Origin of the sequence: Bradyrhizobium diazoefficiens (genome assembly GCF_016612535.1) — a bacterium.
GTDB lineage: Bacteria > Pseudomonadota > Alphaproteobacteria > Rhizobiales > Xanthobacteraceae > Bradyrhizobium > Bradyrhizobium diazoefficiens_C.
The window spans coordinates 909,988-930,592 of record NZ_JAENXS010000002.1; the positions used below are offsets into that span (position 1 = coordinate 909,988).

Annotated in this window: 19 protein-coding genes; 12 read left to right on the forward strand and 7 right to left on the reverse strand. The window is 63.7% G+C overall.

What is annotated here, in order from left to right:
* Positions 1-41 precede the first annotated feature (41 nt).
* Complete coding sequence (locus JJE66_RS21200; protein WP_200516452.1) at positions 42-1,511, forward strand: PLP-dependent aminotransferase family protein; 1,470 nt, start codon at positions 42-44, stop codon at positions 1,509-1,511.
* 67 nt (positions 1,512-1,578) lie between these two features.
* Entirely contained in the window at positions 1,579-1,824 is a 246-nt protein-coding gene (locus JJE66_RS21205; RefSeq protein ID WP_200516453.1) for a DUF6719 family protein, read from the forward strand.
* A gap of 84 nt (positions 1,825-1,908) precedes the next feature.
* On the opposite strand, the gene JJE66_RS21210 is transcribed toward JJE66_RS21205, so the two are convergent.
* Positions 1,909-2,274, reverse strand: a complete 366-nt coding sequence (locus JJE66_RS21210; protein ID WP_200516454.1) for a hypothetical protein — start codon at positions 2,272-2,274, stop codon at positions 1,909-1,911.
* Positions 2,275-2,310: 36 nt separating this feature from the next.
* Complete coding sequence (locus JJE66_RS21215; protein WP_200516455.1) at positions 2,311-2,475, reverse strand: hypothetical protein; 165 nt, start codon at positions 2,473-2,475, stop codon at positions 2,311-2,313.
* A 399-nt stretch (positions 2,476-2,874) separates the two neighbouring features.
* On the opposite strand from JJE66_RS21215, the gene JJE66_RS21220 reads away from it, so the two are divergent.
* Positions 2,875-3,114, forward strand: coding sequence for a hypothetical protein (locus JJE66_RS21220; protein ID WP_311979938.1), 240 nt, complete (start codon positions 2,875-2,877; stop codon positions 3,112-3,114).
* 11 nt (positions 3,115-3,125) lie between these two features.
* Here JJE66_RS21220 and JJE66_RS21225 read toward each other — a convergent pair whose 3' ends face one another.
* Entirely contained in the window at positions 3,126-3,674 is a 549-nt protein-coding gene (locus JJE66_RS21225; protein WP_200516456.1) for a CreA family protein, read from the reverse strand.
* Between the two features lie 207 nt (positions 3,675-3,881).
* Between JJE66_RS21225 and JJE66_RS21230 the strand changes: the two genes are divergently transcribed.
* The 4 genes from JJE66_RS21230 (at position 3,882) to JJE66_RS21245 (ending at position 7,927) form a co-directional block, all read left to right on the forward strand.
* Entirely contained in the window at positions 3,882-5,504 is a 1,623-nt protein-coding gene (locus tag JJE66_RS21230) for a L,D-transpeptidase family protein (protein WP_200516457.1), read from the forward strand.
* Between the two features lie 91 nt (positions 5,505-5,595).
* Positions 5,596-6,165, forward strand: a complete 570-nt coding sequence (locus JJE66_RS21235; RefSeq protein WP_200516458.1) for a glutathione peroxidase — start codon at positions 5,596-5,598, stop codon at positions 6,163-6,165.
* Positions 6,166-6,366: 201 nt separating this feature from the next.
* Positions 6,367-7,368, forward strand: a complete 1,002-nt coding sequence (locus JJE66_RS21240) for a polysaccharide deacetylase family protein (protein ID WP_200516459.1) — start codon at positions 6,367-6,369, stop codon at positions 7,366-7,368.
* Positions 7,369-7,375: 7 nt separating this feature from the next.
* Positions 7,376-7,927, forward strand: a complete 552-nt coding sequence (locus tag JJE66_RS21245; protein WP_200516460.1) for a dihydrofolate reductase — start codon at positions 7,376-7,378, stop codon at positions 7,925-7,927.
* 402 nt (positions 7,928-8,329) lie between these two features.
* On the opposite strand, the gene JJE66_RS21250 is transcribed toward JJE66_RS21245, so the two are convergent.
* Positions 8,330-8,782 (reverse strand): DoxX family protein, encoded by a 453-nt coding sequence (locus tag JJE66_RS21250; RefSeq protein WP_200516461.1) that lies wholly within the window; start codon positions 8,780-8,782, stop codon positions 8,330-8,332.
* Positions 8,783-9,068: 286 nt separating this feature from the next.
* The gene (locus tag JJE66_RS21255) at positions 9,069-11,378 is read right to left on the reverse strand and encodes an NADP-dependent malic enzyme (RefSeq protein ID WP_200516462.1); all 2,310 of its coding nucleotides are present in this window, start codon (positions 11,376-11,378) and stop codon (positions 9,069-9,071) included.
* 246 nt (positions 11,379-11,624) lie between these two features.
* Between JJE66_RS21255 and JJE66_RS21260 the strand changes: the two genes are divergently transcribed.
* Complete coding sequence (locus tag JJE66_RS21260) at positions 11,625-13,592, forward strand: hypothetical protein (protein WP_200516463.1); 1,968 nt, start codon at positions 11,625-11,627, stop codon at positions 13,590-13,592.
* 50 nt (positions 13,593-13,642) lie between these two features.
* Here the strand turns inward: JJE66_RS21260 and aspS are convergent, their stop codons facing one another.
* On the reverse strand, positions 13,643-15,415 hold the full coding sequence (gene aspS / locus JJE66_RS21265; protein ID WP_200516464.1) for an aspartate--tRNA ligase: 1,773 nt from the start codon (positions 15,413-15,415) through the stop codon (positions 13,643-13,645).
* Between the two features lie 196 nt (positions 15,416-15,611).
* Between aspS and JJE66_RS21270 the strand changes: the two genes are divergently transcribed.
* On the forward strand, positions 15,612-17,087 hold the full coding sequence (locus tag JJE66_RS21270) for a YdiU family protein (protein ID WP_200516465.1): 1,476 nt from the start codon (positions 15,612-15,614) through the stop codon (positions 17,085-17,087).
* A 122-nt stretch (positions 17,088-17,209) separates the two neighbouring features.
* Here JJE66_RS21270 and JJE66_RS21275 read toward each other — a convergent pair whose 3' ends face one another.
* Positions 17,210-17,743 carry an REP-associated tyrosine transposase gene (locus JJE66_RS21275; RefSeq protein WP_200516466.1) on the reverse strand — a complete coding sequence of 178 codons (534 nt, stop codon included), beginning with the start codon at positions 17,741-17,743 and terminating at the stop codon, positions 17,210-17,212.
* Between the two features lie 191 nt (positions 17,744-17,934).
* Between JJE66_RS21275 and JJE66_RS21280 the strand changes: the two genes are divergently transcribed.
* Genes JJE66_RS21280 through JJE66_RS21290 form a run of 3 tightly spaced genes read left to right on the forward strand, consistent with a single transcriptional unit; the run spans position 17,935 to position 20,604 of the window.
* Positions 17,935-18,786, forward strand: coding sequence for a phosphodiesterase (locus tag JJE66_RS21280; protein WP_200516467.1), 852 nt, complete (start codon positions 17,935-17,937; stop codon positions 18,784-18,786).
* Between the two features lies 1 nt (position 18,787).
* Positions 18,788-19,738 (forward strand): carbohydrate ABC transporter permease, encoded by a 951-nt coding sequence (locus JJE66_RS21285; RefSeq protein ID WP_200516468.1) that lies wholly within the window; start codon positions 18,788-18,790, stop codon positions 19,736-19,738.
* Positions 19,735-20,604, forward strand: coding sequence for a carbohydrate ABC transporter permease (locus JJE66_RS21290; RefSeq protein ID WP_200516469.1), 870 nt, complete (start codon positions 19,735-19,737; stop codon positions 20,602-20,604). Before JJE66_RS21285 ends, JJE66_RS21290 begins: the two co-directional genes overlap by 4 nt.
* The last annotated feature ends 1 nt before the right edge of the window (position 20,605 follow it).

A 20,605-nucleotide genomic window follows, 5' to 3' on the forward strand; every position in this document is an offset into this window, starting at 1 on the left:
CAGTTGTAGCCGGGCATTTGGTCTGCGATAGTGCCAATTCCATGCAAAAAATTCCGACCAATTCTCCCTCCTCGGCCAAGGCCGAGCTGCCACTCGATCTCACTGGCCCGCACATCACCGCCGGGGCGTCCTCGGCGCACCGGCTCTTCCAGGCGCTATGCGAGATGATCGTCTCTGGCCTCGTAAAACCCGGGGAGCCGCTGCCGCCGTCGCGCACGCTGGCGAAGCAGACCGGCTTTCGCCGCAACGCCGTGGTCACAGCCTATGAGCGCCTGATCGCTGACGGGTTTGCGGAAGCGACCGTCGGCTCCGGCACCTTCGTCGCCGCACGAATTCCCGCGCGCGCTGCCGTGTCCAGGAAGCCGAAAGTGATTGTCGAATCGCCGCAGCAAGGCGCGCTTTCGCTCGGCTGTACCCATATCGACGAGCGCGCGGTGCAGCGTTTTCGCGCTTTCGTCGGCAGGCGCATGCGCGCTTTCGGCGCCGAGCATCTACACTACGGCGACCCGCGCGGCAGCCGCGAATTGCGCGTCGCGATCGCCGACCATCTGTTGTCGGCGCGGGGGCTGCGCTGCGACCCGGACCAGATCATGCTGACGTCAGGCACGCTGCACACGCTGCGCATCGTGCTCGGCACGATCCTGAAGGCCAACGATCAGGTCTGGTGCGAGGACCCCGGCTATCCCATTGCACGGAGGACCATCGCGCAATGCGGCTATCGCACTGTCCCCATTCCCGTCGACGCGCACGGCCTGCACGTCGTCAAGGGCCGCACCGCCGCGCCGGCAGCGCGCGCGGCTTACGTGACGCCGTCGCATCAATTTCCGCTGGGCGTCCAGATGTCGATGCCGCGACGGCTCGAGCTGCTCGACTGGGCCAGGCAGGCCGACGCCTTCGTGTTCGAGGACGATTACGACAGCGAGTTCCGCTATGACGGTGCGCCATTGATGTCGCTCGCCGGCATCGACCACCTCGAGCGCGTGATCTATATGGGCACGTTTGCCAAGACGCTGTTTCCGGGCCTTCGCATCGGCTATTGCGCCCTGCCCGAGCGCCTGATCGGTGACGTCACAGCCGCGCGCGCCGCGCTCGACCGTTTTCCCGGGACGCTGATGGAGGGCGCGGTCGCCGACATGCTCAATTCCGGTGCGTTCGCCGCGAACCTGAAGCGCGTGCGAAAACTCTATCGTGAGGCGCGAGATGCGCTGGCCGAAACTCTTGAAGCGGCATCGAATGGCGCGCTGTCAGTCCCGGTGCCGTCGCAGGGCCTGCATCTGGTCGCAAGGTTCGATCCGTCGGTGGCCCCCGCGGTTGCAGCCGAAGCGAAACAGGCGGCGGGCACGGAAGGCTGGCTGCTGGCCGACACCTATGCGCGGGTGCGGCCCCTGCCCGGCTTCGTGCTGGGGTTTTCCGGGCACGCGGTTCCGCGCCTCGTCACCTCCGCCGAGCGGCTCGCGCGTGAAGCGCGCGCAGCCTTGGGCACCAAGGGCAAATCAGCCCGGCGGGCCTGACAAAGGTTCACTATGAGAATCGTGTGCCGCTCCCTACATTGCGGCATCGACGCCGGGACCTCTCATCATGTCACTCCGCCACGCCGTCTGTCTTTCGCTCCTGATCTCCGCCGCGCTCGCGACGACGTCCAACGCAGCCACAGTCGGCCGCGAGCAGGACATCGTAGATCTCAAGCTGGGTCAGCGCGTGATGGTGGATGACGGAACCTGCCCGGCCGGGCAGGTCAAAGAAGTTCGCGGTTCGAAGATGAGCGACAAGGGGGTCGTGCGAGTCAGCTCCTGCGTGGCGCGGTACGGCCCGAAATCGAAGTAGCGAGCATGATCCGGACCCAAAGGGTCGCGTCAGCGCAAAGTGTGAAGCGGTTTTCCGACGAGACCATGCTCAAACAATAGAGCACTACGACTTCGCCGGGTCGAACATGCACTGCAAAGTCGGCTTGGCGATCTTGGTGAAGGTCGCCCCGATTTCACTTTGCTTTGCCGCCGGCACCCAATCGGTCTCGATCGTCGGCACACCGGTCTCGCTGATACCGCGCAGCAGCGCCTCACGCAGGTCGCGATCCTCGACGACGGCCGCGGCATGATCGTGCAGACAGCCACAGACCTCTTCCGGATGCTCCCAGCGCCCGAGCATACGCGGGGCACATTGCCGCACGAACTCGGTGCGCGGATCCGGCAATCGGCTTGGCGAGCGCACCTGCGCCTGAACGGAACCAATCGTTAGAAGCGACAGCAGCGCCGCAGCGCAGAGACGAAAGTACATTGATGGCCTTTGCCGGCTGTTTTTTCTTGTTGGTGATCAGAAACGCGCCGCCAGGACGATCGGCTGCGGCGCCGTGGTCGTGACCGGCGAGCCGCTGTACTGGAAGGTGCCGATGCCCGGAAGATTGCCGTCCGGCGGGCCGGCGAACAAGGAACCGGCGAGCAGGAAGCCGCAAGCAACGATGAAGCTGAGCGCGCGCATGGATTAGTCTCCGAATTGCGTGGCCGGCGGTGCGCCGTCGTCGTTGTCACGCTGATAACCATTCGCGGTTTCTCCCGTGATGCGCCAAAAGCCCAAAATGGTTTCATTCCCCCGGGATTTGTTTCGTCGCCCGCGGCGCGACGAAACAAATCCCGGAAAACATCAATCATTTCAGGTGGGGCGCCTGACGGTTTGAATCCCGCTTGGGAACGACCCTCCAAGCAGGTTGAGGTGGCGCGGTCACATCCGCGACGTCCGAGCTTCACATGCACTTTACGATTTTCTGCTGAAGAGAACCGCAAACGAAAGCCGGTCCCGCCGATGAACCCAAAGCCGGCCGGGCGCGACCGAAGCCTTCGAAAACCGACAGGCCCGTAAACCGGGCTCGCATTTTGAGGAATGGCCATCATGACGGCGCAAGATCGCGCAACGGTGCGCGATGCGGCTGAGCAGACGGACCGCGCCGATCGAGAGCCCATGCGAAGCCGCGCCAGTTCGCCCGGCGCGATGGTCCTGCAATCAGATCGCGGCTACGAAGCCAAACCGCAAGCATTCGTGCGGCTCAGCGGCTCGCATCTTGCGAAGCCGCGCGCCCGCCGCGATTCCGTCACTGGTGAACGCCAGTACGTCACTGAGTGAACGCAAGTGCGTCACTGAGTGAAGAAGTCGCCGCACCTCTGGACGGTCGCGTCGGCCGGGCCCCACGGCATGATCGGCACCGACGAGGTCGAATTCTTCGGTGATCCCTCGATCAGCTTGTCCGAATAAACCATGTAGACCAGCACGTTGCGCTTGGCGTCGCAGCCGCGCACGATCTGCATCTTCTTGAAGAAGAGCGAGCGGCGCTTGCGGAACATGTCGTCGCCCTGCTCCATCTTGTCCTTGAACTTGATCGGACCGATCTGGCGGCAGGCGAGCGAGACGTCCGAAACCTCCTCGGCAAGTCCCAGCCAGCCCTTGAAGCCGCCCTTCTCCGGCACCGTGAAATGACAGGCCACGCCCTCGACCTCGGGATCGTCGAGGCCATAGGTCGCGAGCTTGTCATTCGGGCTCATCCATTTGAACACGGTGGAGCGGCGGAAGATCAGATCCGGCTCGTCGGCGGCAGACGCGGATGCCACCGGGACGACCAGCAACAACAGGAATAAAGCGAGGCCTTTCAAGCGGATGCTGGAAGGATCGTGGAAACGAGATGACATGAAGTTCTCCGGTATCAAGTCCCGTAATGTAGGCATGGGACCGCCGGGCAGGAAGGTGACGGGCAACCAGGTGCGGCCGCCGTTTACTGCTCCGTGAGGCTTTTTTGCTACGTCTTGGACAAAACTAGCTGATGGCAGAACCGCCATGCTGGTGAACGCGTATCCCCTCTGCGAGACTAACGTCTGATTTGATTGTGGATTCGAGGAATGAATAGCGTGAACGAGTCCCGTTTTTCGGCCGCGCCGGTACGGCTGTGGCAGTTCGCGATTTTGACGGCCGCGGGTGCGATCGGGACGGCCAGCCAGGCCGAAGCAGCGTTCTATTACACGCCGGATTACTCGGACGGTTCCTACTACTCCCGGCAGGAACGACATCCCCAGGTGCCGCGACAGAAGCTGGAGAAGCGCGGCTCGGCAGCCGGCAAGAACAAGAAAGAGACCGTCGTCGAGAAGGAGACCGGCGCGAAGCCGCAAGGTCCCCTCGTCATCGTCGTCTCGATCAACCGGCAGAAGGTGACGATCTACGACTCCAACGGAGTGTTCGCGGAGGCTCCGGTGTCGACCGGCATGAAGGGCCACTCGACGCCGATGGGCGTGTTCAGCGTCATCCAAAAGCACAAATTCCACCACTCCAACATCTATAGCGGCGCGCCGATGCCGTACATGCAGCGGATCACCTGGTCCGGCGTCGCCATGCATGCCGGCGTGCTACCGGGCTATCCGGCGTCGCATGGCTGCATCCGCATGCCTATGGCGTTCGCGGTGAAGATGTGGAACTGGACCAAGATGGGCGCGCGCGTTCTCGTCACGCCCGGAGAGATGACGCCGCACAGCTTCTCCCATCCGATGCTCGCCTCGCTGCGCGTGCCGCCGCAGCCCGCGGCAAGCCTCGAGCCGACGACGAGCGTCGGCGACAAGGCGGACAAGGGCGCGCCCGAGACCAAGGTTACGGACGCCAAGCCGGTCGAAACCAGATCTTTTGAAACCAGAACCGCCAGTGCCGACGGCGTGCTCGAGCTGCGCTCCACGGTCGGCCACACCGTGATGTCGGATGCGACCACGGGCAATGCGCCGATCCGCGAGGAGGAGGCTTCCGCCAACACGGCTGCGGCTGAAGCGAAGCCTATTGAGACTGCGGAAGCTCCCAAGGTCGCTTCGGACGAAAAGCCGGCCGACAAGGTCGAGGCCGCAAAATCCGAGCCCACCGATGCTCCGAAGGCCGACGCCTCGAAGGCGGAAGCCGCTTCCGAGCCGGTCAAGATTGACGCACCGGTGACGGCAACGGCGCCCGCGCGACCCACTTCGCCGGAGGGGAAGAAGGACCAGACCCGCGTCGCCGATCCCGCGCCGTCGCTAAAGCCGGACCTGCCGAAGCGGACTGGCCAGATTGCGGTGTTCATCAGCCGCAAGGATTCCAAGCTCTATGTGCGGCAGAACTTTGCGCCGCTATTCGATGTACCCGTGACGATTGCGGCAAGCGACCGGCCGCTCGGCACCCATGTCTTCACTGCCGAAGTCGACAAGACCGATTCCAACGCGCTGCATTGGTCGGTGGTGTCGCTGCCCGTCGCCGTCCGCACCGCCGCGCGCGATGACGACGGTCACGTGGCGCGCCGTCAGCGCAACGCCGCCGTGATCCCCGTTGCCGCAAGGCCGGTCGTGACGCCGGACAGCCCGGCCGAAGCCCTGGATCGCATCACAATACCTGCCGACGCCATGGCGAAGATCAACGAGATGCTCACCACCGGCGGCTCGATCATCGTCTCCGACCAGGGCATCAACCAGGGTGAGACCGGCGAAGGTACCGACTTCATCGTCCGTCTGTACTGAGAGTTTCGCCGCCTCTGATAACGCGGTCTTGAGCGGGCTGCTCTTATCGCAGGAGTAGACTGCATCTCGGATCATGTCGGGGGACGTCGCCATGCTGAACCGCAGGACCATGCTCGTGGCCGCGCTTGCTGCGACGGCATCATCGGCAACGCGCGCACTGGCCGAGGGCGGAATGAGCCGGATCCCGGCTTACGCCTTCTCTTTTCCCGCTCTGTCCGGTGACGACATTCGCTTGGCGAGCTTCACCGGCAAGCCGTTACTGGTCGTGAACACGGCTTCGCTGTGCGGCTACACCCCGCAATATGCCGGGCTGCAGGAGCTCTGGAACGAGTTTCGCGAGCGCGGCCTCACCGTGATCGGCGTGCCCTCCAACGATTTCGGCGGCCAGGAGCCCGGCGGCACCAGCGAGATCTCGGAAACCGCGCATCACCAATACGGCGTTACCTTCCCGATCGCCGCCAAGGCCGTCGTCGTCGGGCCGAAGGCGCATCCCTTCTACAAATGGGCCGCCGAGGCGCGGCCGAGGGATGTTCCGAAGTGGAACTTCCACAAATATCTGATCGGCCGCGACGGCTATATCGCCGAGGTATTTGCATCTGCCATCGAGCCTGCCGACACCCGGATCAAGACTGCGGTGGCCAAGGCGCTGGCTGACAGTTAAGGCGCTGGCCGACAGTCGACGGGTCTTACCCCGAACGCGCTTCGGAGGCACAGGCTTGGGCACAATTGTGGCGAAGCGCCAAACAGCCGTTGCAATGGCGATGGAGCACCATCTAGGCTAGGATGATCAGGGGCAGGATAGGTTTTGCCGGAGGCGAAAAGCCACGGCGGAACAACGGGATCAATCTCGAGGACAACACCCATGCATGTGGCGGCAGGACTGATTTTGGCAAGCGCGATCTCTGTTGCGCTGACAGGTGCGGCATGGTCGCAGACTCCGGCTGCGAAACCGGTAGCCGCAACGCAAGCGGCACCGGCCGTTGCGCCCGCTGTGGCTCCGGCCGCAGCCCCCGCGCCGCAAGCCGCCGTCGTCAATCCGCCCCCGCCGCAACAGGCTCCGCAGCCGGCACGCGCCGCCTGCAACAATCCGAATGCACTGGGCGTTGCCCGCACTGTCGAGATCGACACCACCGGCGGTCCCGGCTTCGGCTTCGAACACTTCAAGGAGCTCGACTTCCTGCGCGACCACGAGGTGGTGCTGACCTTCGACGACGGCCCTTGGCCGCACAACACGCAGGCGGTGCTGAAGGCGCTCGCCGACCAGTGCACCACCGGCATCTTCTTTCCGATCGGCTTGCACTCAACCTATGAGCCGGAGATCCTGAAGCAGGTCTACGCGGCCGGCCACACCGTTGGCGCGCACACCTGGTCGCACGCCAATCTCAACAACAAGAAGCTCACCGAGCAGCAGAAGAAAGACGAAATCGAGAAGGGTTTTTCGGCGGTGAAATGGGCGCTCGGCGGGATCTCGCCCTCGCCGTTCTTCCGCTTCCCGGCGCTGCAGCATCCGCCGGAGATGGTCACCTATCTCGGCAATCGCAACATCGCGATCTTCTCTTGCGACCTCGACTCCTTCGACTTCAAGGCCTCCAAGCCCGAGAAGGTGATCGACACCGTCATGAAGAAGCTCGACAAGCTCGGCAAGGGCATCATCCTGATGCACGATTTCCAGAAGCACACGGCCGAAGCCCTGCCCGAGCTGTTGAACCGCCTCAAGGCAGGCGGGTTCAAGGTGGTGGCGATGCGCGCGAAGACCCCAGTCTCGACGCTGCCCGAATACGACCAGGAGCTGCTCAAGGACGTCAAGCTGCCGACGGTGAGCACACGACCGGTCAACAGCGTCGTGACGACGGTCTCCGAATAGCGGTCGCTTGTCTTTCCGGTTCGAAGGCTACGTCATCGTCTCCGCGGACGGCATGCTGGCCGATGCGGCACGCGTCATGCCCGAGGTGCTGAAGTTCGAGGGCGACAAGCTGTTCTTCGAGCAGGCGCTCGATCGCGCCGCGCTGATCGTGCACGGCCGCCACTCGCACGAGCAGCAGCCGAAGTCGCCCAAGCGGAAGCGGCTGATCCTGACCCACAAGATCAAGACCCTCACCGTCGATCCGGAGATGCCGAACGCGACGCTATGGAATCCGGATCATGCGAGTTTCGAGGAAGCCTGTGCCTTCGCCGATGTTTCATCCGGCACGGTCGCGATCATCGGCGGCCCCGTCGTGTTCGACCTGTTCATGGACCGCTACGACACCTTCTGGCTCTCGGAAGCGCCGCATGTCCGCCTGCCCGGCGGCGAAGGCTGCTTTGTGGGCGTGCCCGCGCGGACGCCGCATGAGGTGCTGGCGTCACACGGGATGACGCCGGGCGCCCCCTATCTACTCGACGCGGCGCATGAGGTGACGGTCACGCCATGGCGGCGGGGCTAGAGCGCCCTCTTCAAAATCTGCAAATCAACCCCATGCACAGTACCGGCATTTCGATACCGGAGACTATCCCGCTCATTCAGCAGGCATAACGGGCGATCGGGTCAAACTGCGCTTCTGGAGCTCGGCGCGCACGTGCTGGAGTGATACGGAAACTGGCGACGCTTCAGCAAACATGACGCGGGGCCATCATCGATGCGATGACTCGCTCCCGATCATTCTGCAGCGACGACCTTGCGCGAAGCCGGACACGCCGCAACAGCTCAGGCGAGGACTGCGTAGGGTGATTAGCCGAAGGCGTAATCCACCGCTTCCGTATCCGCAGCGGGAGGCGTTGGTGGGTTACGCCAGCGGACTGCGCTTCGCGCAGCCACTAGCTAAGCCACCCTACGAGCCTACGAGGTCCTACACGTCGCCGTAGGCCGTCTCGGCCGAGCGCGTGGCGCGGCCATAGCCCATGATCATGAACAGCGCGCCGATGACGGAGAGATTCTTCAGCGCGTCGACCACCATCTTGGCGTTGTCGGGCGCCGCCTGATTCCAGAAATCGTAGAACAGGAAGGTCGAGACCGCGATGTAGACGATCATCAGCATCGCGAAGAAGCGTGCGCCGAAGTTCAGCGCGATCATCACTCCCGCGATGATCTCGAGCCCGCCGACCGCGATCGCCAAAAGCTGCGGCGTGGTCATCGCGGTCGCCGTCTCGATCTGCTTGGCGTAAGGCGCGATCACGTCGGGCACCACGAGCTTGCCGGCGATGAAGTCGGCCGTCGCCTGAATGGCAATGAGCTTGGTGGCGCCCGTGTAGATGAACAGCACGGCGAACAGAATCCGCCCGAAAGTCACGAACGCTGGCATAGGTCGGCCTCTTGGCAATGCTGTAAGGGCGGGGACGCTTGCGGGGATTATGATGAGTCCGCTTGAGGTTTTCAAACGGGGAAATGGGAAACTGCAAGTAATTCAAAGTTGGCGGCGCACTGTGCTCGATGGCGCTCCCTAGCGGAATCGAACCCGACAGTGGCCAGATTGGCCATCACGCTCTCAGCGTCATGGCCGGGCTTGTCCCGGCCATCCACGACTTGCTCCGCGGCACAAAGATCGTGGATGCCCGGGACAAGCCCGGGCATGACGAGCTAACAGGACCCTACGTAAACAACGTCGGCTGCTGCCGCGCCGCACGTTCCTGCGCCTCTACGGCCGCAACGGCGGTCATGTTGAGGATGCCGCGCGCGGTCACCGAGGGGGTGAGGATATGCGCCGGCCGCGCCGGGCCGATCAGGATCGGGCCGACGGGGAGCGCATCCGCGAGCGACTTGATCATCTGATAGGCGACGTTGGCGGTGTCCAGCGTCGGCATGATCATGATGTTGGCTTCGCCCTCGAGCTTGGAGTGCGGCAGCACCATTTTGCGCGCAGCGGCGGAGAGCGCGGTGTCGCCCTGCATCTCGCCGTCGGCCTCGATCTCCGGGTGCTTTTCCTTCAGGAGCTGGGTTGCCCGGCGCATCTTGCGCGAGGAATCCGTGTCGTAGCTGCCGAAATCCGAGTGCGAGACGAACGCGATCCTCGGCTTGAGCGCGAAGCGCTGGACGTGCACCGCCGCAAGCGAGGCGATCTCGGCGAGCTCTTCCGCGGTCGGATTGGGCCGCACCTGGGTGTCGGCGATGAAGAAGGCGCCCTTGCTGGTGATCAACAGCGCCAGCGCGGCATAGTCGCTGACGCCCGGCGCAAAGCCGACGATCTCGCGGACATGGCGGAGATGGTGCATGTAGCGGCCTTCGACGCCGCAGAGCATGGCATCCGCCTCCCCGCGCGTGACCGCGAGCGCCGCGATTACCGTGTTGTTGGTGCGTACCACCGTGCGCGCCGCATCCGGCGTGACGCCGCGGCGGCCGGCAACCTCGACATAGGACTGCACGTAGGACCGGTAGCGCGGATCGTCCTCGGGATTGATGAGGTCAAAATCCTTGCCGGCGCGGATCAACAGGCCGAAGCGCTTGATGCGGGCGTCCACCACCGAGGGACGGCCGACCAGGATCGGCCGCGCCAGATTTTCCTCCAGCACCACTTGCGTGGCGCGCAGCACGCGCTCGTCCTCGCCTTCGGCGTAGATCACGCGCACCGGCTGGGTCTTGGCCTTGGCGAACATCGGCTTCATGACGATGCCGGAGCGGAAGGCAAAGCGCTCGAGCAGCGCGGTGTATTCGTCGAAATTGGTGATGGGCCGCGTCGCCACGCCGGACTCCATCGCTGCTTTTGCAACCGCCGGCGAGATCCGCAGGATCAGCCGGGGATCAAACGGGCTCGGGATCAGCGAGCCCGGCCCAAACCCTTGCGTCTCGCCGGTGTCAAAGCCCTGCGCCACCGCATCCGAGGGCGCCTCGCGCGCGAGCTGCGCGATGGCTTCGACGGCTGCGTGCTTCATCGCCTCGTTGATCGCGGTGGCGCCGACATCGAGCGCGCCGCGGAAGATGAAGGGAAAGCACAGGACGTTGTTGACCTGGTTCGGATAGTCGGAGCGGCCAGTGCAGATCATGGCGTCGGGGCGGGCTTTGCGCGCCTCCTCCGGCATGATCTCCGGCGTCGGGTTGGCGAGCGCCATGATCAGCGGCTTGTCGCCCATCGCCTTGGCCATCTCCGGCTTGAGCACGCCCGGTGCCGACAGCCCGATGAAGATGTCGGCGCCGCCAATGACGTCAGCGAGCGTGCGCTTGTCGGTCTTCTGCGCATAGACCGCCTTCCAGCGGTCCATCGTGGTGTTGCGGCCCTCGTGCACGAGGCCGTCGATGTCGCAGACCCAGATGTTCTTGCGCTGTGCGCCCATCGACACGAGGAGATTGAGCGTTGCGATTGCAGCCGCCCCTGCCCCCGATGCCACGATCTTGACGTCGGAGAGCTTCTTGCCGTTCAGCCTGAGGCCATTGGTGATGGCGGCGGCGACGATGATCGCGGTGCCGTGCTGGTCGTCATGAAAGACCGGGATCTTCATCCGTTCCTTCAGCTGCGCCTCGATCTCGAAACATTCGGGACCGCGGATGTCTTCCAGATTGATGCCGCCGAAGGTCGGCTCCAGCGCCGCCACGGTTTCGACCACGCGCTCGATCGTGTCGGCGGCAATCTCGATGTCGAACACGTCGATGCCGGCGAACTTCTTGAACAGGACCGCCTTGCCCTCCATCACCGGCTTGGAGGCCAGCGGGCCGATATTGCCGAGGCCGAGCACGGCGGTGCCATTCGAGACGACGGCGACCAGATTGGAGCGGATCGTCAGCGTGGCGGCTTCCGCCGGGTTCTTGGCGATCTCCATGCAGGCCGCGGCGACGCCCGGAGAATAGGCCAGCGCGAGGTCGCGCTGGTTGGCAAGCGGCTTGCTCGCCTGAATCTCGAGCTTTCCGGGGCGCGGCAGTCGGTGATAGGCCAGCGCCGCCTGGTGGAGATCATCGGAATAGGACGACATGCGGTCTCTTGCCTCGCGTTACCGGCCTCAAATGACGTTGTCCTGACCGGTCTGTCGCGGGTGGCGGTATTCCGGGTCATGGAAACGGGATGAAGCACGGCCGGCGCCCCGGTGGCAACATCGGATTGCAAGCCCATCAACAGGCCGCACGGTCAAATATTTGAAAACCATAGCTTTCCCTGGAGCAGACGGCGTTTCGCGAATATGGCAGGTTGCGCGGCACACAATGGCAACTGGAGCTGAGGAATGAAGCGAATCCTGATCGGCCTGATCGCACTCGCGGTGCTTGCCGCCGGCGGATGGTTCGGCTTCAATTTCTACGTCCAGCAACGCGTCGCCGCCGAGATCGAGGGAGCCTTCGAGCAGATTCGCGCCAGTGGCGGCAAGGCGAACCACGGCAAGATCGGGTTCGATCTCGCGAGCCGCACCCTCTCGATCGAGGAGGTCAATGTCGAGCCGGGACGGCCCCCTCTGGCCGGCATCAAGGCCGCGAGCTTCAAGGCCGTCGGCGTTCGTCAAGTCGACGAGGCGCATATTGCGGCCGACAATGTCGAGATCGATGGCATGGAGTTAGCGATCGACGGCGCCGCAGGCGCCACGAATGTGAAGGTGACTTACAAGATCCCGCAGCTCACGTTGACCAATTATTCAGGGCCCGCCCGCGTGCAGGGCGCGCCGGCCTCGGACTCCATTGTCGACGCATATCGTTTTGGGCTCGAACAATTTGCAGGCATAACAGCCGGCTCGCTCAACGTGCCAACCATAACTGCCACAATGACTGGAATCAGCGGTGGAGGAACCGGCGAGATTACCTATTCGGGGCTGACGTTCCGCAACATCAATCGCGGCAAGATCGATGCGGCAAAGGTGGATCGCGCTGTTGTTGCCATCAATGTGCAACAGCCGCGTCCAGATAAAATCGCCTCGGAATTCTCCGACCTGACGATCGAAGATTTCGACGCAAACGTCGTGATCGCCGCGCTCAATCCGGACAAAGCAAACGACGACAGCTATCACCGGGTTTATCGGCAGATATCAACCGCGTACGCGATGACTTCGACGTCCGGCATTGGCGCGAAAATCGGCCGCATCCTGGTCGAGGACATCGATTATCAGCCGTCGAAGTTTCGCCCCGGAGAGCTGCTGGCTGTTCTGCCGAAGGATCCATCTGCAGCTCAGAACCCGGCGCAGATGCGCGAATTGATGGAGAAGATCGCAAACCTCTATGAGGGCGCGCGGGTCGGCAAGGTGACAATCGCCGATTTGTCGATGGACACACCGCAGGACGCCGCAAAGCTCAACGCCGTCAGATATTCTCAGGGCGAGTTCGCGCTGGAAGGCCTCGACGCGCCCACACCGCGGGGCCATTTCAAGATGGAGCGCTTTGCGCTGAAGTCCTTCAGCGTAACGAGCCTGATGCGCTGGGCGGCGGACCTCACGAAGAACGCCGGGCGGCCTGCCTCGCCGGATCAAATGCTGGGCCTGTTCGGCGTGCTTGCAGGCGCGGAGATCAAGGGCGTGGTTGCGCCCTTCAAGAATACCAAAAAGCTGGTCACAATCGACACGCTGAGCCTGGACTGGGGCCAGCTGGTCGGCTCGATCCCGAGCAAGGCGCATGTGGTTGCCAAGTTCGTCACGCCCACCGATCCATCCGATCCGAAGCAGCTTCCACTGATTGCCAGCGGGATCGACAAGCTCGCAATCGACCTCGATCTCGGCGCAGCCTGGACCGAGTCGTCCAACAGTTTCGCCTTGACGCCGGCGACGCTCGACATCGGAGGGGTCGCGAAAGCGCAATTGCGCATCGCGCTTGGCAACGTACCGCGCGAGATGTTTTCGGCCGATCCCGCCCAGCTCATGGGCCAGGCGGCCCGGATTGAAGCCGGCGCGCTCGAGTTCTCATTGCGCGACAATGGCGGCGTCGATCTCGCCGTGACGCAGTTTGCGCGGAGGCAGAATCTCAACCGCGACGCCGCGCGCCAGGCGCTCGTCGCCAGCATCAAGGCACAGCGCGAGCAGGCCGTATCAGCCAATCCGGACGCAGGCGCGGCCGTGGATGCCATCGCCGGCTTTGTCGAAACGCCGAACCAGACGCTCGCCATCAAGCTCACCCCCCGCGCCAAGGTGCCATTGATGCAATTGATGCAGCTCATCAAGTCCGACCCGCAGAGCGCGCTGGCGCAATTCAGCATCGAGGCGTCGACGGGGCTCTGAAGGTGCGCTCCCTCGCCCCGTCCCCGCACGCGGGGAGAGGCGAGAAAACCTCACTTCTGCGGCAGGTTCACCCGCACATGCAGCTCGCGGAGCTGCTTGGTGGTGGCGTCCGAGGGCGCGCCCATCAGCAAGTCCATGGCCTGCTGGTTCATCGGGAACAGCGATATCTCCCGCAGATTGTTGGTGCCGCACAAAAGCATGACGATGCGGTCGACACCAGCCGCCATGCCGCCATGCGGAGGCGCGCCGTACTGGAAGGCGCGGTACATGCCGCCGAAGCGGTCGACCACTTCCTGCTCGCCGTAACCCGCGATCTCGAACGCCTTCACCATGGCTTCCGGCACGTGGTTGCGAATGCCGCCCGAGGCGATCTCGTAGCCGTTGCAGGTGATGTCGTACTGGAACGCCTTGATGGTCAGCGGGTCCTGGCCCTTCAACGCGTCGAGGCCGCCCTGCGGCATCGAGAACGGGTTGTGCGAGAAGTCGACCTTCTTGTCGTCCTCGTTGTACTCGTACATCGGGAAGTCGACGATCCAGGCGAGCTCGAACCGCTCCTTGTCGGTGAGGTTCAACTCCTCGCCGACCTTGTTGCGGGCCAAGCCTGAGAACTTCCAGAACTTGTCGGGATCGCCGGCGACGAAGAAGGCGGCATCGCCTTCCTTGACGCCGATCTGCCCACGGATCGCGGCGGTGCGCTCGGGCCCGATGTTGTTCGCCAAGGGACCAGCGCCCTCGCCGCCCTCGCGCCACATGATGTAACCTAGGCCGGGCTGGCCTTCCCCCTGCGCCCACGAATTCATGCGGTCGCAGAAGGCGCGCGAGCCGCCGCCTGGCGCCGGGATCGCCCAGACCTGGTTCTTGGGATCTTCGAGCATGCGCGCGAACACCTTGAAGCCGGAGCCGCGGAAATGCTCGGAGACGTCCTGCATCTCGATGGGGTTGCGCAGGTCCGGCTTGTCGCTGCCGTATTTGCGCAGCGCTTCCGCGAACGGAATCCGGCGCCAGTTCTTGCTGACCGGCTTGCCCTTGGCGAACTCCTCGAACACGCCGGTGATGACGGGCTCCATCGCCGCGAAGACGTCTTCCTGAGTCACAAAGCTCATCTCGACGTCGAGCTGATAGAACTCGCCCGGCAGACGGTCGGCGCGCGGGTCCTCGTCGCGGAAACAGGGCGCGATCTGGAAATAGCGGTCGAAGCCGGACATCATCAGCAGCTGCTTGTACTGCTGCGGCGCCTGCGGCAGCGCGTAGAACTTTCCTGGATGGATGCGCGAGGGCACCAGGAAGTCGCGCGCGCCCTCCGGCGAGGACGCGGTCAGGATCGGAGTGTTGAACTCGAAGAAGCCCTGCCCCTCCATCCGCCGGCGCATCGACTTGATGATATCGACGCGCGTCATGATGTTCTGGTGCAGTTTTTCGCGGCGCAGATCGAGGAAACGGTACTTCAGGCGGATGTCTTCAGGATATTCCTGGTCGCCGAACACGGGCAGCGGCAGGTCACCGGCCGGGCCGAGCACCTCGATGTCGCTGACATAGATCTCGATCTTGCCGGTCGGCAAATCGTCATTGTCGGTGCCCTCGGGGCGGCGGCGGACCTTGCCGTCCATCTTGACCACGAATTCCGAGCGCAGCTTTTCGGCCTGCGAGAACGCCGGCGAGTCCGGATCGACCACGCACTGGGTCAGGCCGTAATGGTCGCGCAAATCGATGAACAGCACGCCGCCATGGTCGCGAACGCGATGGACCCAGCCCGAGAGGCGGATCGTCTCGCCGATGTTGCTCTCGCGGAGCGCGCCGCATGTATGTGACCGGTAGCGATGCATGGTCGTCCCAAAATCAATGTCGGAGGAGTCGAATCGGACGGCCTTTAAAGGCCGGTCCGAAGTTGCGGCAGGGTTTACCCGACGAGGAACGGGGCGGCAACCAAGGGAAGGGCCTGTTTTGAGCCCGCAACGCCCATTTTTGATCAATCAGGGCTCAAGCCTTTGCCATCTGGCGTTCCAGCCCTATCTTGAGGCCATGACGGTCCATTTCCCCTTCCAAAACTCCTATTCGGCGCTGCCGGACAGCTTCTTTGCCCGCGTCGCGCCAACCCCCGTGGCCGCGCCCCGGCTGATCAAGCTGAACCGGCGGCTAGCGGTGCAGCTTGGGCTCGATCCGGACTTGCTGGACAGCCCTGAAGGCGCCGAAATCCTCGCCGGCAAGACGGTTCCTGCCGGTGCCGACCCCATCGCCATGGCCTATGCCGGCCACCAGTTCGGGAACTTCGTGCCCCAGCTCGGCGACGGACGGGCGATCCTGCTCGGCGAGGTCATCGATACAAACGGCATCCGCCGCGACATCCAGCTCAAGGGCTCGGGCCCCACCCCATTCTCCCGCCGCGGCGATGGCCGCGCCGCGCTCGGGCCGGTGCTGCGCGAATACATCGTCAGCGAGGCGATGTTCGCGCTGGGCATTCCGACCACGCGCTCGCTCGCCGCCGTCATCACCGGCGAGCCCGTGATCCGCGAGACCGTGCTGCCCGGCGCCGTGCTGACGCGCGTCGCCTCGAGCCACATCCGCGTCGGCACCTTCCAGTTCTTTGCCGCCCGACGCGACACCGACGCGATCCGCCGGCTCGCCGACCACGTTATCGTCAGGCACTATCCGGATCTGCTGCATGCCGAGCGGCCCTATCATGCGCTGCTTGCCGGAATCGTTGCGCGCCAGGCCGATCTCGTCGCGCGCTGGCTGCTGGTCGGCTTCATCCATGGCGTGATGAACACCGATAATTCTTCGATCTCGGGCGAGACCATCGATTACGGTCCCTGCGCCTTCATGGACGCCTACAATCCTTCGCAGGTGTTTTCGTCGATCGACGAGATGGGTCGTTACGCCTACGCCAACCAGCCGCGCATCGCGCTGTGGAATCTGACCCGGCTCGCCGAATGCCTGCTGCCGCTGTTTTCTGACGAGCAGGAGAAGGCGGTCGAGCAGGCGCAGGAGATTCTCGGCGCGTTTCCGGAGATTTTCAGCAAGGCTTATCAGGCAGGCCTGCGCAGGAAGGTGGGCCTGTTCACCGAGCGCAACGGCGATGAGGCGCTGATCCAGGATCTGCTCGACGCCATGGCCAAGAACCAGGCCGACTTCACCCTCACCTTCCGCAAGCTCGGCAATGCCGCGGGCGGTGAGGCGGCGGACGACGCGCGCGCCCAGTTCATGGACCCAGCCGCCTTCGATGAGTGGGCCAAGCGCTGGCACGAGCGCACCGCGCTGGAGCCGCAGAGCGCAACCGAGCGGCAAGCCGCGATGAACGCCATCAATCCCATGTTCATTCCGCGCAACCACCGCGTCGAAGCCGTGATCCAGGCCGCGGTGAACAACGACGACTACGCACCGTTCGAGGAGTTGGTGAAGGTGCTGGCCAAGCCGTTCGACGACCAACGGGAGTATGCGGCTTACGCCGATCCGCCGCTGCCGGACCAGCGGGTGCTGCAAACGTTTTGCGGGACGTAGCGACGAATTCGGTGCGTAGGGTGGATTAGCCGAAGGCGTAATCCACCACTTCTCTCAACAAGCCGAAAGTAAAGAGGTGGATTACGCTTCGCTAATCCACCCTACAGCTGACGCCGCGATTATCACACCCGCTCACCAAACTCGCCTGCGCTCTTGGCGTCACCGCCCCAATCCGCGGGAAACAATCCAGCACGCGCATCGCGGTGAAACGACGAGAACGGCCAATCGCACACCTTCGAGACATGGCCGTGCTTGACGGGATTGTAGTAGCAATACTCGACATGGCGGGCGTAATCCTCCTCATCACGGATCAGATGCTCCCAGAAACGACGTTGCCAAATGCCGCGCTCGCTCCGCGCAGCACGGACGGCGCTGAGCCCCGCGCTCGCCGGTAGAGCTTTCGCAAAACGCGTCTTGATCAATCGCCAGCGCACAGAGAAATCGGAATCGCCTGGAGGCAGTTCCCAGATTGCATGCAGATGATCTGGCAGGACCACAAACGCATTGATGGTGAACGGATGGCTCTGGCGCGTTGCGGCGACAGCGTCCCGCAAGATTTCGATCTGGTCGGTCAAAAGAGCCGTCCGCCGGTCGAGCAAATTCACCGTGAAGAACCAGCATCCTCCAGGAATGAATGCGCGGCGGTAGTCGGACATTCATGACAAGTAACACAACCTGGGGTCGGCACACAGTGGTGGATTACGCCTTCGGCTAATCCACCCTACGGTCTCGGCGTTTGTGGACACGGGAACCACTGTCATCAAACTGAAACACTCGCACTCTAACGGCCTGTCAGGGCCGTCCTGCCGGAGGCGCCCATCCTCCAACAGTCCCTGACAAGCGCGCCATGCCCTTCAAGTTCATCCACATCACCGACACGCATCTGGCGAACCCCGGACTGAAGCTCTACGGCCTCGACCCTCGCGCCCGGCTGGATGCGGCGATTGCCGACATCAACACCCACCGGTCCGATGCAGCGTTTGCGGTCGTGACCGGCGACCTCACCCATTGGGGCGAGCCTGAATCCTACGCCAATTTCGCCGACGCAATGGCTGCGCTGAAAATGCCGTACATCGCCATGGTCGGCAATCACGACAAGCGCGTGGCCTGCCTCGACGGGCTGAAAGCCGCGCCGCGCGATCCCAACGGCTTCGTGCAGGGCACCCGCACCACCGAGCACGGCCTGTTCGTCTTCCTCGACACGCTGGACGAGACCAGCCACGCCGGCGAGATGTGCGCCAAGCGCTTCGATTGGCTGGCGAAGACGCTGGCCGCCGCGCCTGCCGACATGCCGTTCGTCGTGTTCATGCACCATCCGCCCTTCCCGGTCGGCGTCCACGCCATGGACGACATCGCGCTGAAGCAGAGCGCCGAATTCGCCGAGGTGATCGCACCCTATCGCGCGCGCATCCGCCACCTCTTCTTCGGCCATGTGCATCGTCCCGTCTTCGGCAGCTACGGCAAGATCCCGTTCTCGACGCTGCGCGGCACCAATCATCAGGTCTGGTTCGAGCTCGATGCGGCAGCCACCGACCATCTGGCGAGCCACGAGCCGCCCGCCTATGGCGTGGTGCTGATCGACGATCAAAACCTCGTCGTGCACAGCCACGACTTCCTCGACACCAGTCTGCGCTTCCCGTTCGAGCCGCCTGCGGGAATGGACGGCCGCGACTATGCACTCAATTTCTCGGCGCGGTGACATGAGCCTCGCTGAACCCGCGGCTCTCCCGGTCGCGGCATCAGTGCCGCCGCGCCTGCACATCGTGACGCGGTTTTCCACCCGCTTCAAAACCTCTCTGCCGGCCTATCTGCTGTTGCTGCCCTCGATCGTCTTCCTGACGCTGTTTACCTACGGCGCGATCGGGCGCGTGCTCATCGACGCGCTTTACCAGCGCGCCACGCCGAAGGCGCCTGTTCTCTTCGTCGGCCTCGACAACATCAGTGCGGTACTGGCGGACCCCGCCTTCACCGGCGCTGTTATCAACAACCTCATCTACGCCGTCGGCACCGCCGTCCCGAGCATCGGCCTGGCGCTGCTGTTCGCGCTGGCGCTCGCGCGCACCAATGCGGTAACCAGCGCGCTGCGCGCCGCGCTGTTCCTGCCGGTGCTGATCCCGATGGTTGCGGCCTCCGCGCTGTTTCTCTTCATCTTCCTGCCCAATGTCGGGCTGCTCGACTACTACATCGGGCGTCTGCTTCCGGTGCTGCCGAACTGGCTCGGCGATTCCGACATCGCGCTCTACGCCATCATGATCATCACGATCTGGAAGAACGCCGGCTACTACATGCTGTTCTTCCTGGCCGGGCTCCAGTCGGTGCCCGAGGACGTCATGGAAGCCGCCCATCTCGACGGCGCAGGTCCCTTGATGCGGCTGCGCTACATCATCCTGCCGGAGCTCAAGCCGACCTTCCTGTTCGTCATCGTGATCGCCACCCTCAATGCCGTGACGCAGGTCGACCACGTCTTCGTCATGACCAAGGGCGGCCCGTCGAATTCGACCAATCTCGTGCTGTTCTACATCTACCAGCAGGCGGTCGAGCATTACGACATCGGCAAGGCCTCGGCCGCGACGCTGCTGACGCTCGCCGCCCTGATGGGCCTGACTGCGCTGTCGTTCCGCACCATGGCCAACCGCGAGGGCGGGCCATGAAGCTGATCGACGCGCTTACCAAGGACACGCCGCTGGCGACACGCCGCGAGATCACGCCGAAGCTCGGCTTTGCGCTGACCGTGCTGCTTGCGCTGGTCTGGCTGATCCCGTTCCTGTGGATGGGCGTGGCGACGCTGCGCCCGGCCTCCGACGGGATCAATCTGATGGCCGAGCTGATGCCGAGCCTAAAGCCGACGCTCGACAACATCAGAGATGCCTGGGAGATCGGCGATTTCCCGCGCTACTTCCTCAACACCACCATCATCTGCACCGGGATCCTGCTGGTCCAGTTCTTCACCATCACACTGGCGGGCTTCGCGTTCGCGCGGCTCGACTTCGCCGGCAAGTCGCTGATCTTCTATTTGTTCCTGATGCAGCTGATGCTGGTGCCGGTGCTGCTGATCGTGCCGAATTTGCGCATCATCGCGCAATTCGGCCTCTACGACACGCTAGCCGGCGTGATGATGCCGTTCTTCGCCTCCGCCTTCGGCACCTTCCTGATGCGCCAGGCCTTCGAAGCCATACCGACCGAGCTGGAAGACGCCGCCCTGATCGACGGCGCCAGCCTGTTGCAGCGCATCCGCCACATCTACGTGCCGCTGTCGATCCCGAGCTTCTCGGCGTTCGCGATCATCTCCGTGACCAGCCATTGGAACGACTTCCTGTGGCCGCTGATGGTGATCAATTCGCCGGACAAGCGGCCGCTCACGGTGGGCTTGTCCGTCTTCACTGCGACCGCGGAAGGCACGCAGGCCTGGGGCACCATCGCTGCCGGCACGCTGATGGTGATCGCGCCGCTGCTCATCACCTTCCTGATTTTCCAGAAGCGCTTCATCAGTTCTTTCGTCACCTCAGGCATCAAATAGG

Coding starts and splice junctions, on each gene's coding strand:
- JJE66_RS21200 (WP_200516452.1), top strand. CDS start 42: ATGCAAAAAATTCCGACCAATTCTCCCTCCTCGGCCAAGGCCGAGCTG.
- JJE66_RS21205 (WP_200516453.1), top strand. CDS start 1,579: ATGTCACTCCGCCACGCCGTCTGTCTTTCGCTCCTGATCTCCGCCGCG.
- JJE66_RS21210 (WP_200516454.1), bottom strand. CDS start 2,274: ATGTACTTTCGTCTCTGCGCTGCGGCGCTGCTGTCGCTTCTAACGATT.
- JJE66_RS21215 (WP_200516455.1), bottom strand. CDS start 2,475: ATGCGCGCGCTCAGCTTCATCGTTGCTTGCGGCTTCCTGCTCGCCGGT.
- JJE66_RS21220 (WP_311979938.1), top strand. CDS start 2,875: ATGGCCATCATGACGGCGCAAGATCGCGCAACGGTGCGCGATGCGGCT.
- JJE66_RS21225 (WP_200516456.1), bottom strand. CDS start 3,674: ATGTCATCTCGTTTCCACGATCCTTCCAGCATCCGCTTGAAAGGCCTC.
- JJE66_RS21230 (WP_200516457.1), top strand. CDS start 3,882: ATGAATAGCGTGAACGAGTCCCGTTTTTCGGCCGCGCCGGTACGGCTG.
- JJE66_RS21235 (WP_200516458.1), top strand. CDS start 5,596: ATGCTGAACCGCAGGACCATGCTCGTGGCCGCGCTTGCTGCGACGGCA.
- JJE66_RS21240 (WP_200516459.1), top strand. CDS start 6,367: ATGCATGTGGCGGCAGGACTGATTTTGGCAAGCGCGATCTCTGTTGCG.
- JJE66_RS21250 (WP_200516461.1), bottom strand. CDS start 8,782: ATGCCAGCGTTCGTGACTTTCGGGCGGATTCTGTTCGCCGTGCTGTTC.
- JJE66_RS21255 (WP_200516462.1), bottom strand. CDS start 11,378: ATGTCGTCCTATTCCGATGATCTCCACCAGGCGGCGCTGGCCTATCAC.
- JJE66_RS21260 (WP_200516463.1), top strand. CDS start 11,625: ATGAAGCGAATCCTGATCGGCCTGATCGCACTCGCGGTGCTTGCCGCC.
- aspS (WP_200516464.1), bottom strand. CDS start 15,415: ATGCATCGCTACCGGTCACATACATGCGGCGCGCTCCGCGAGAGCAAC.
- JJE66_RS21270 (WP_200516465.1), top strand. CDS start 15,612: ATGACGGTCCATTTCCCCTTCCAAAACTCCTATTCGGCGCTGCCGGAC.
- JJE66_RS21275 (WP_200516466.1), bottom strand. CDS start 17,743: ATGTCCGACTACCGCCGCGCATTCATTCCTGGAGGATGCTGGTTCTTC.
- JJE66_RS21280 (WP_200516467.1), top strand. CDS start 17,935: ATGCCCTTCAAGTTCATCCACATCACCGACACGCATCTGGCGAACCCC.
- JJE66_RS21285 (WP_200516468.1), top strand. CDS start 18,788: ATGAGCCTCGCTGAACCCGCGGCTCTCCCGGTCGCGGCATCAGTGCCG.
- JJE66_RS21290 (WP_200516469.1), top strand. CDS start 19,735: ATGAAGCTGATCGACGCGCTTACCAAGGACACGCCGCTGGCGACACGC.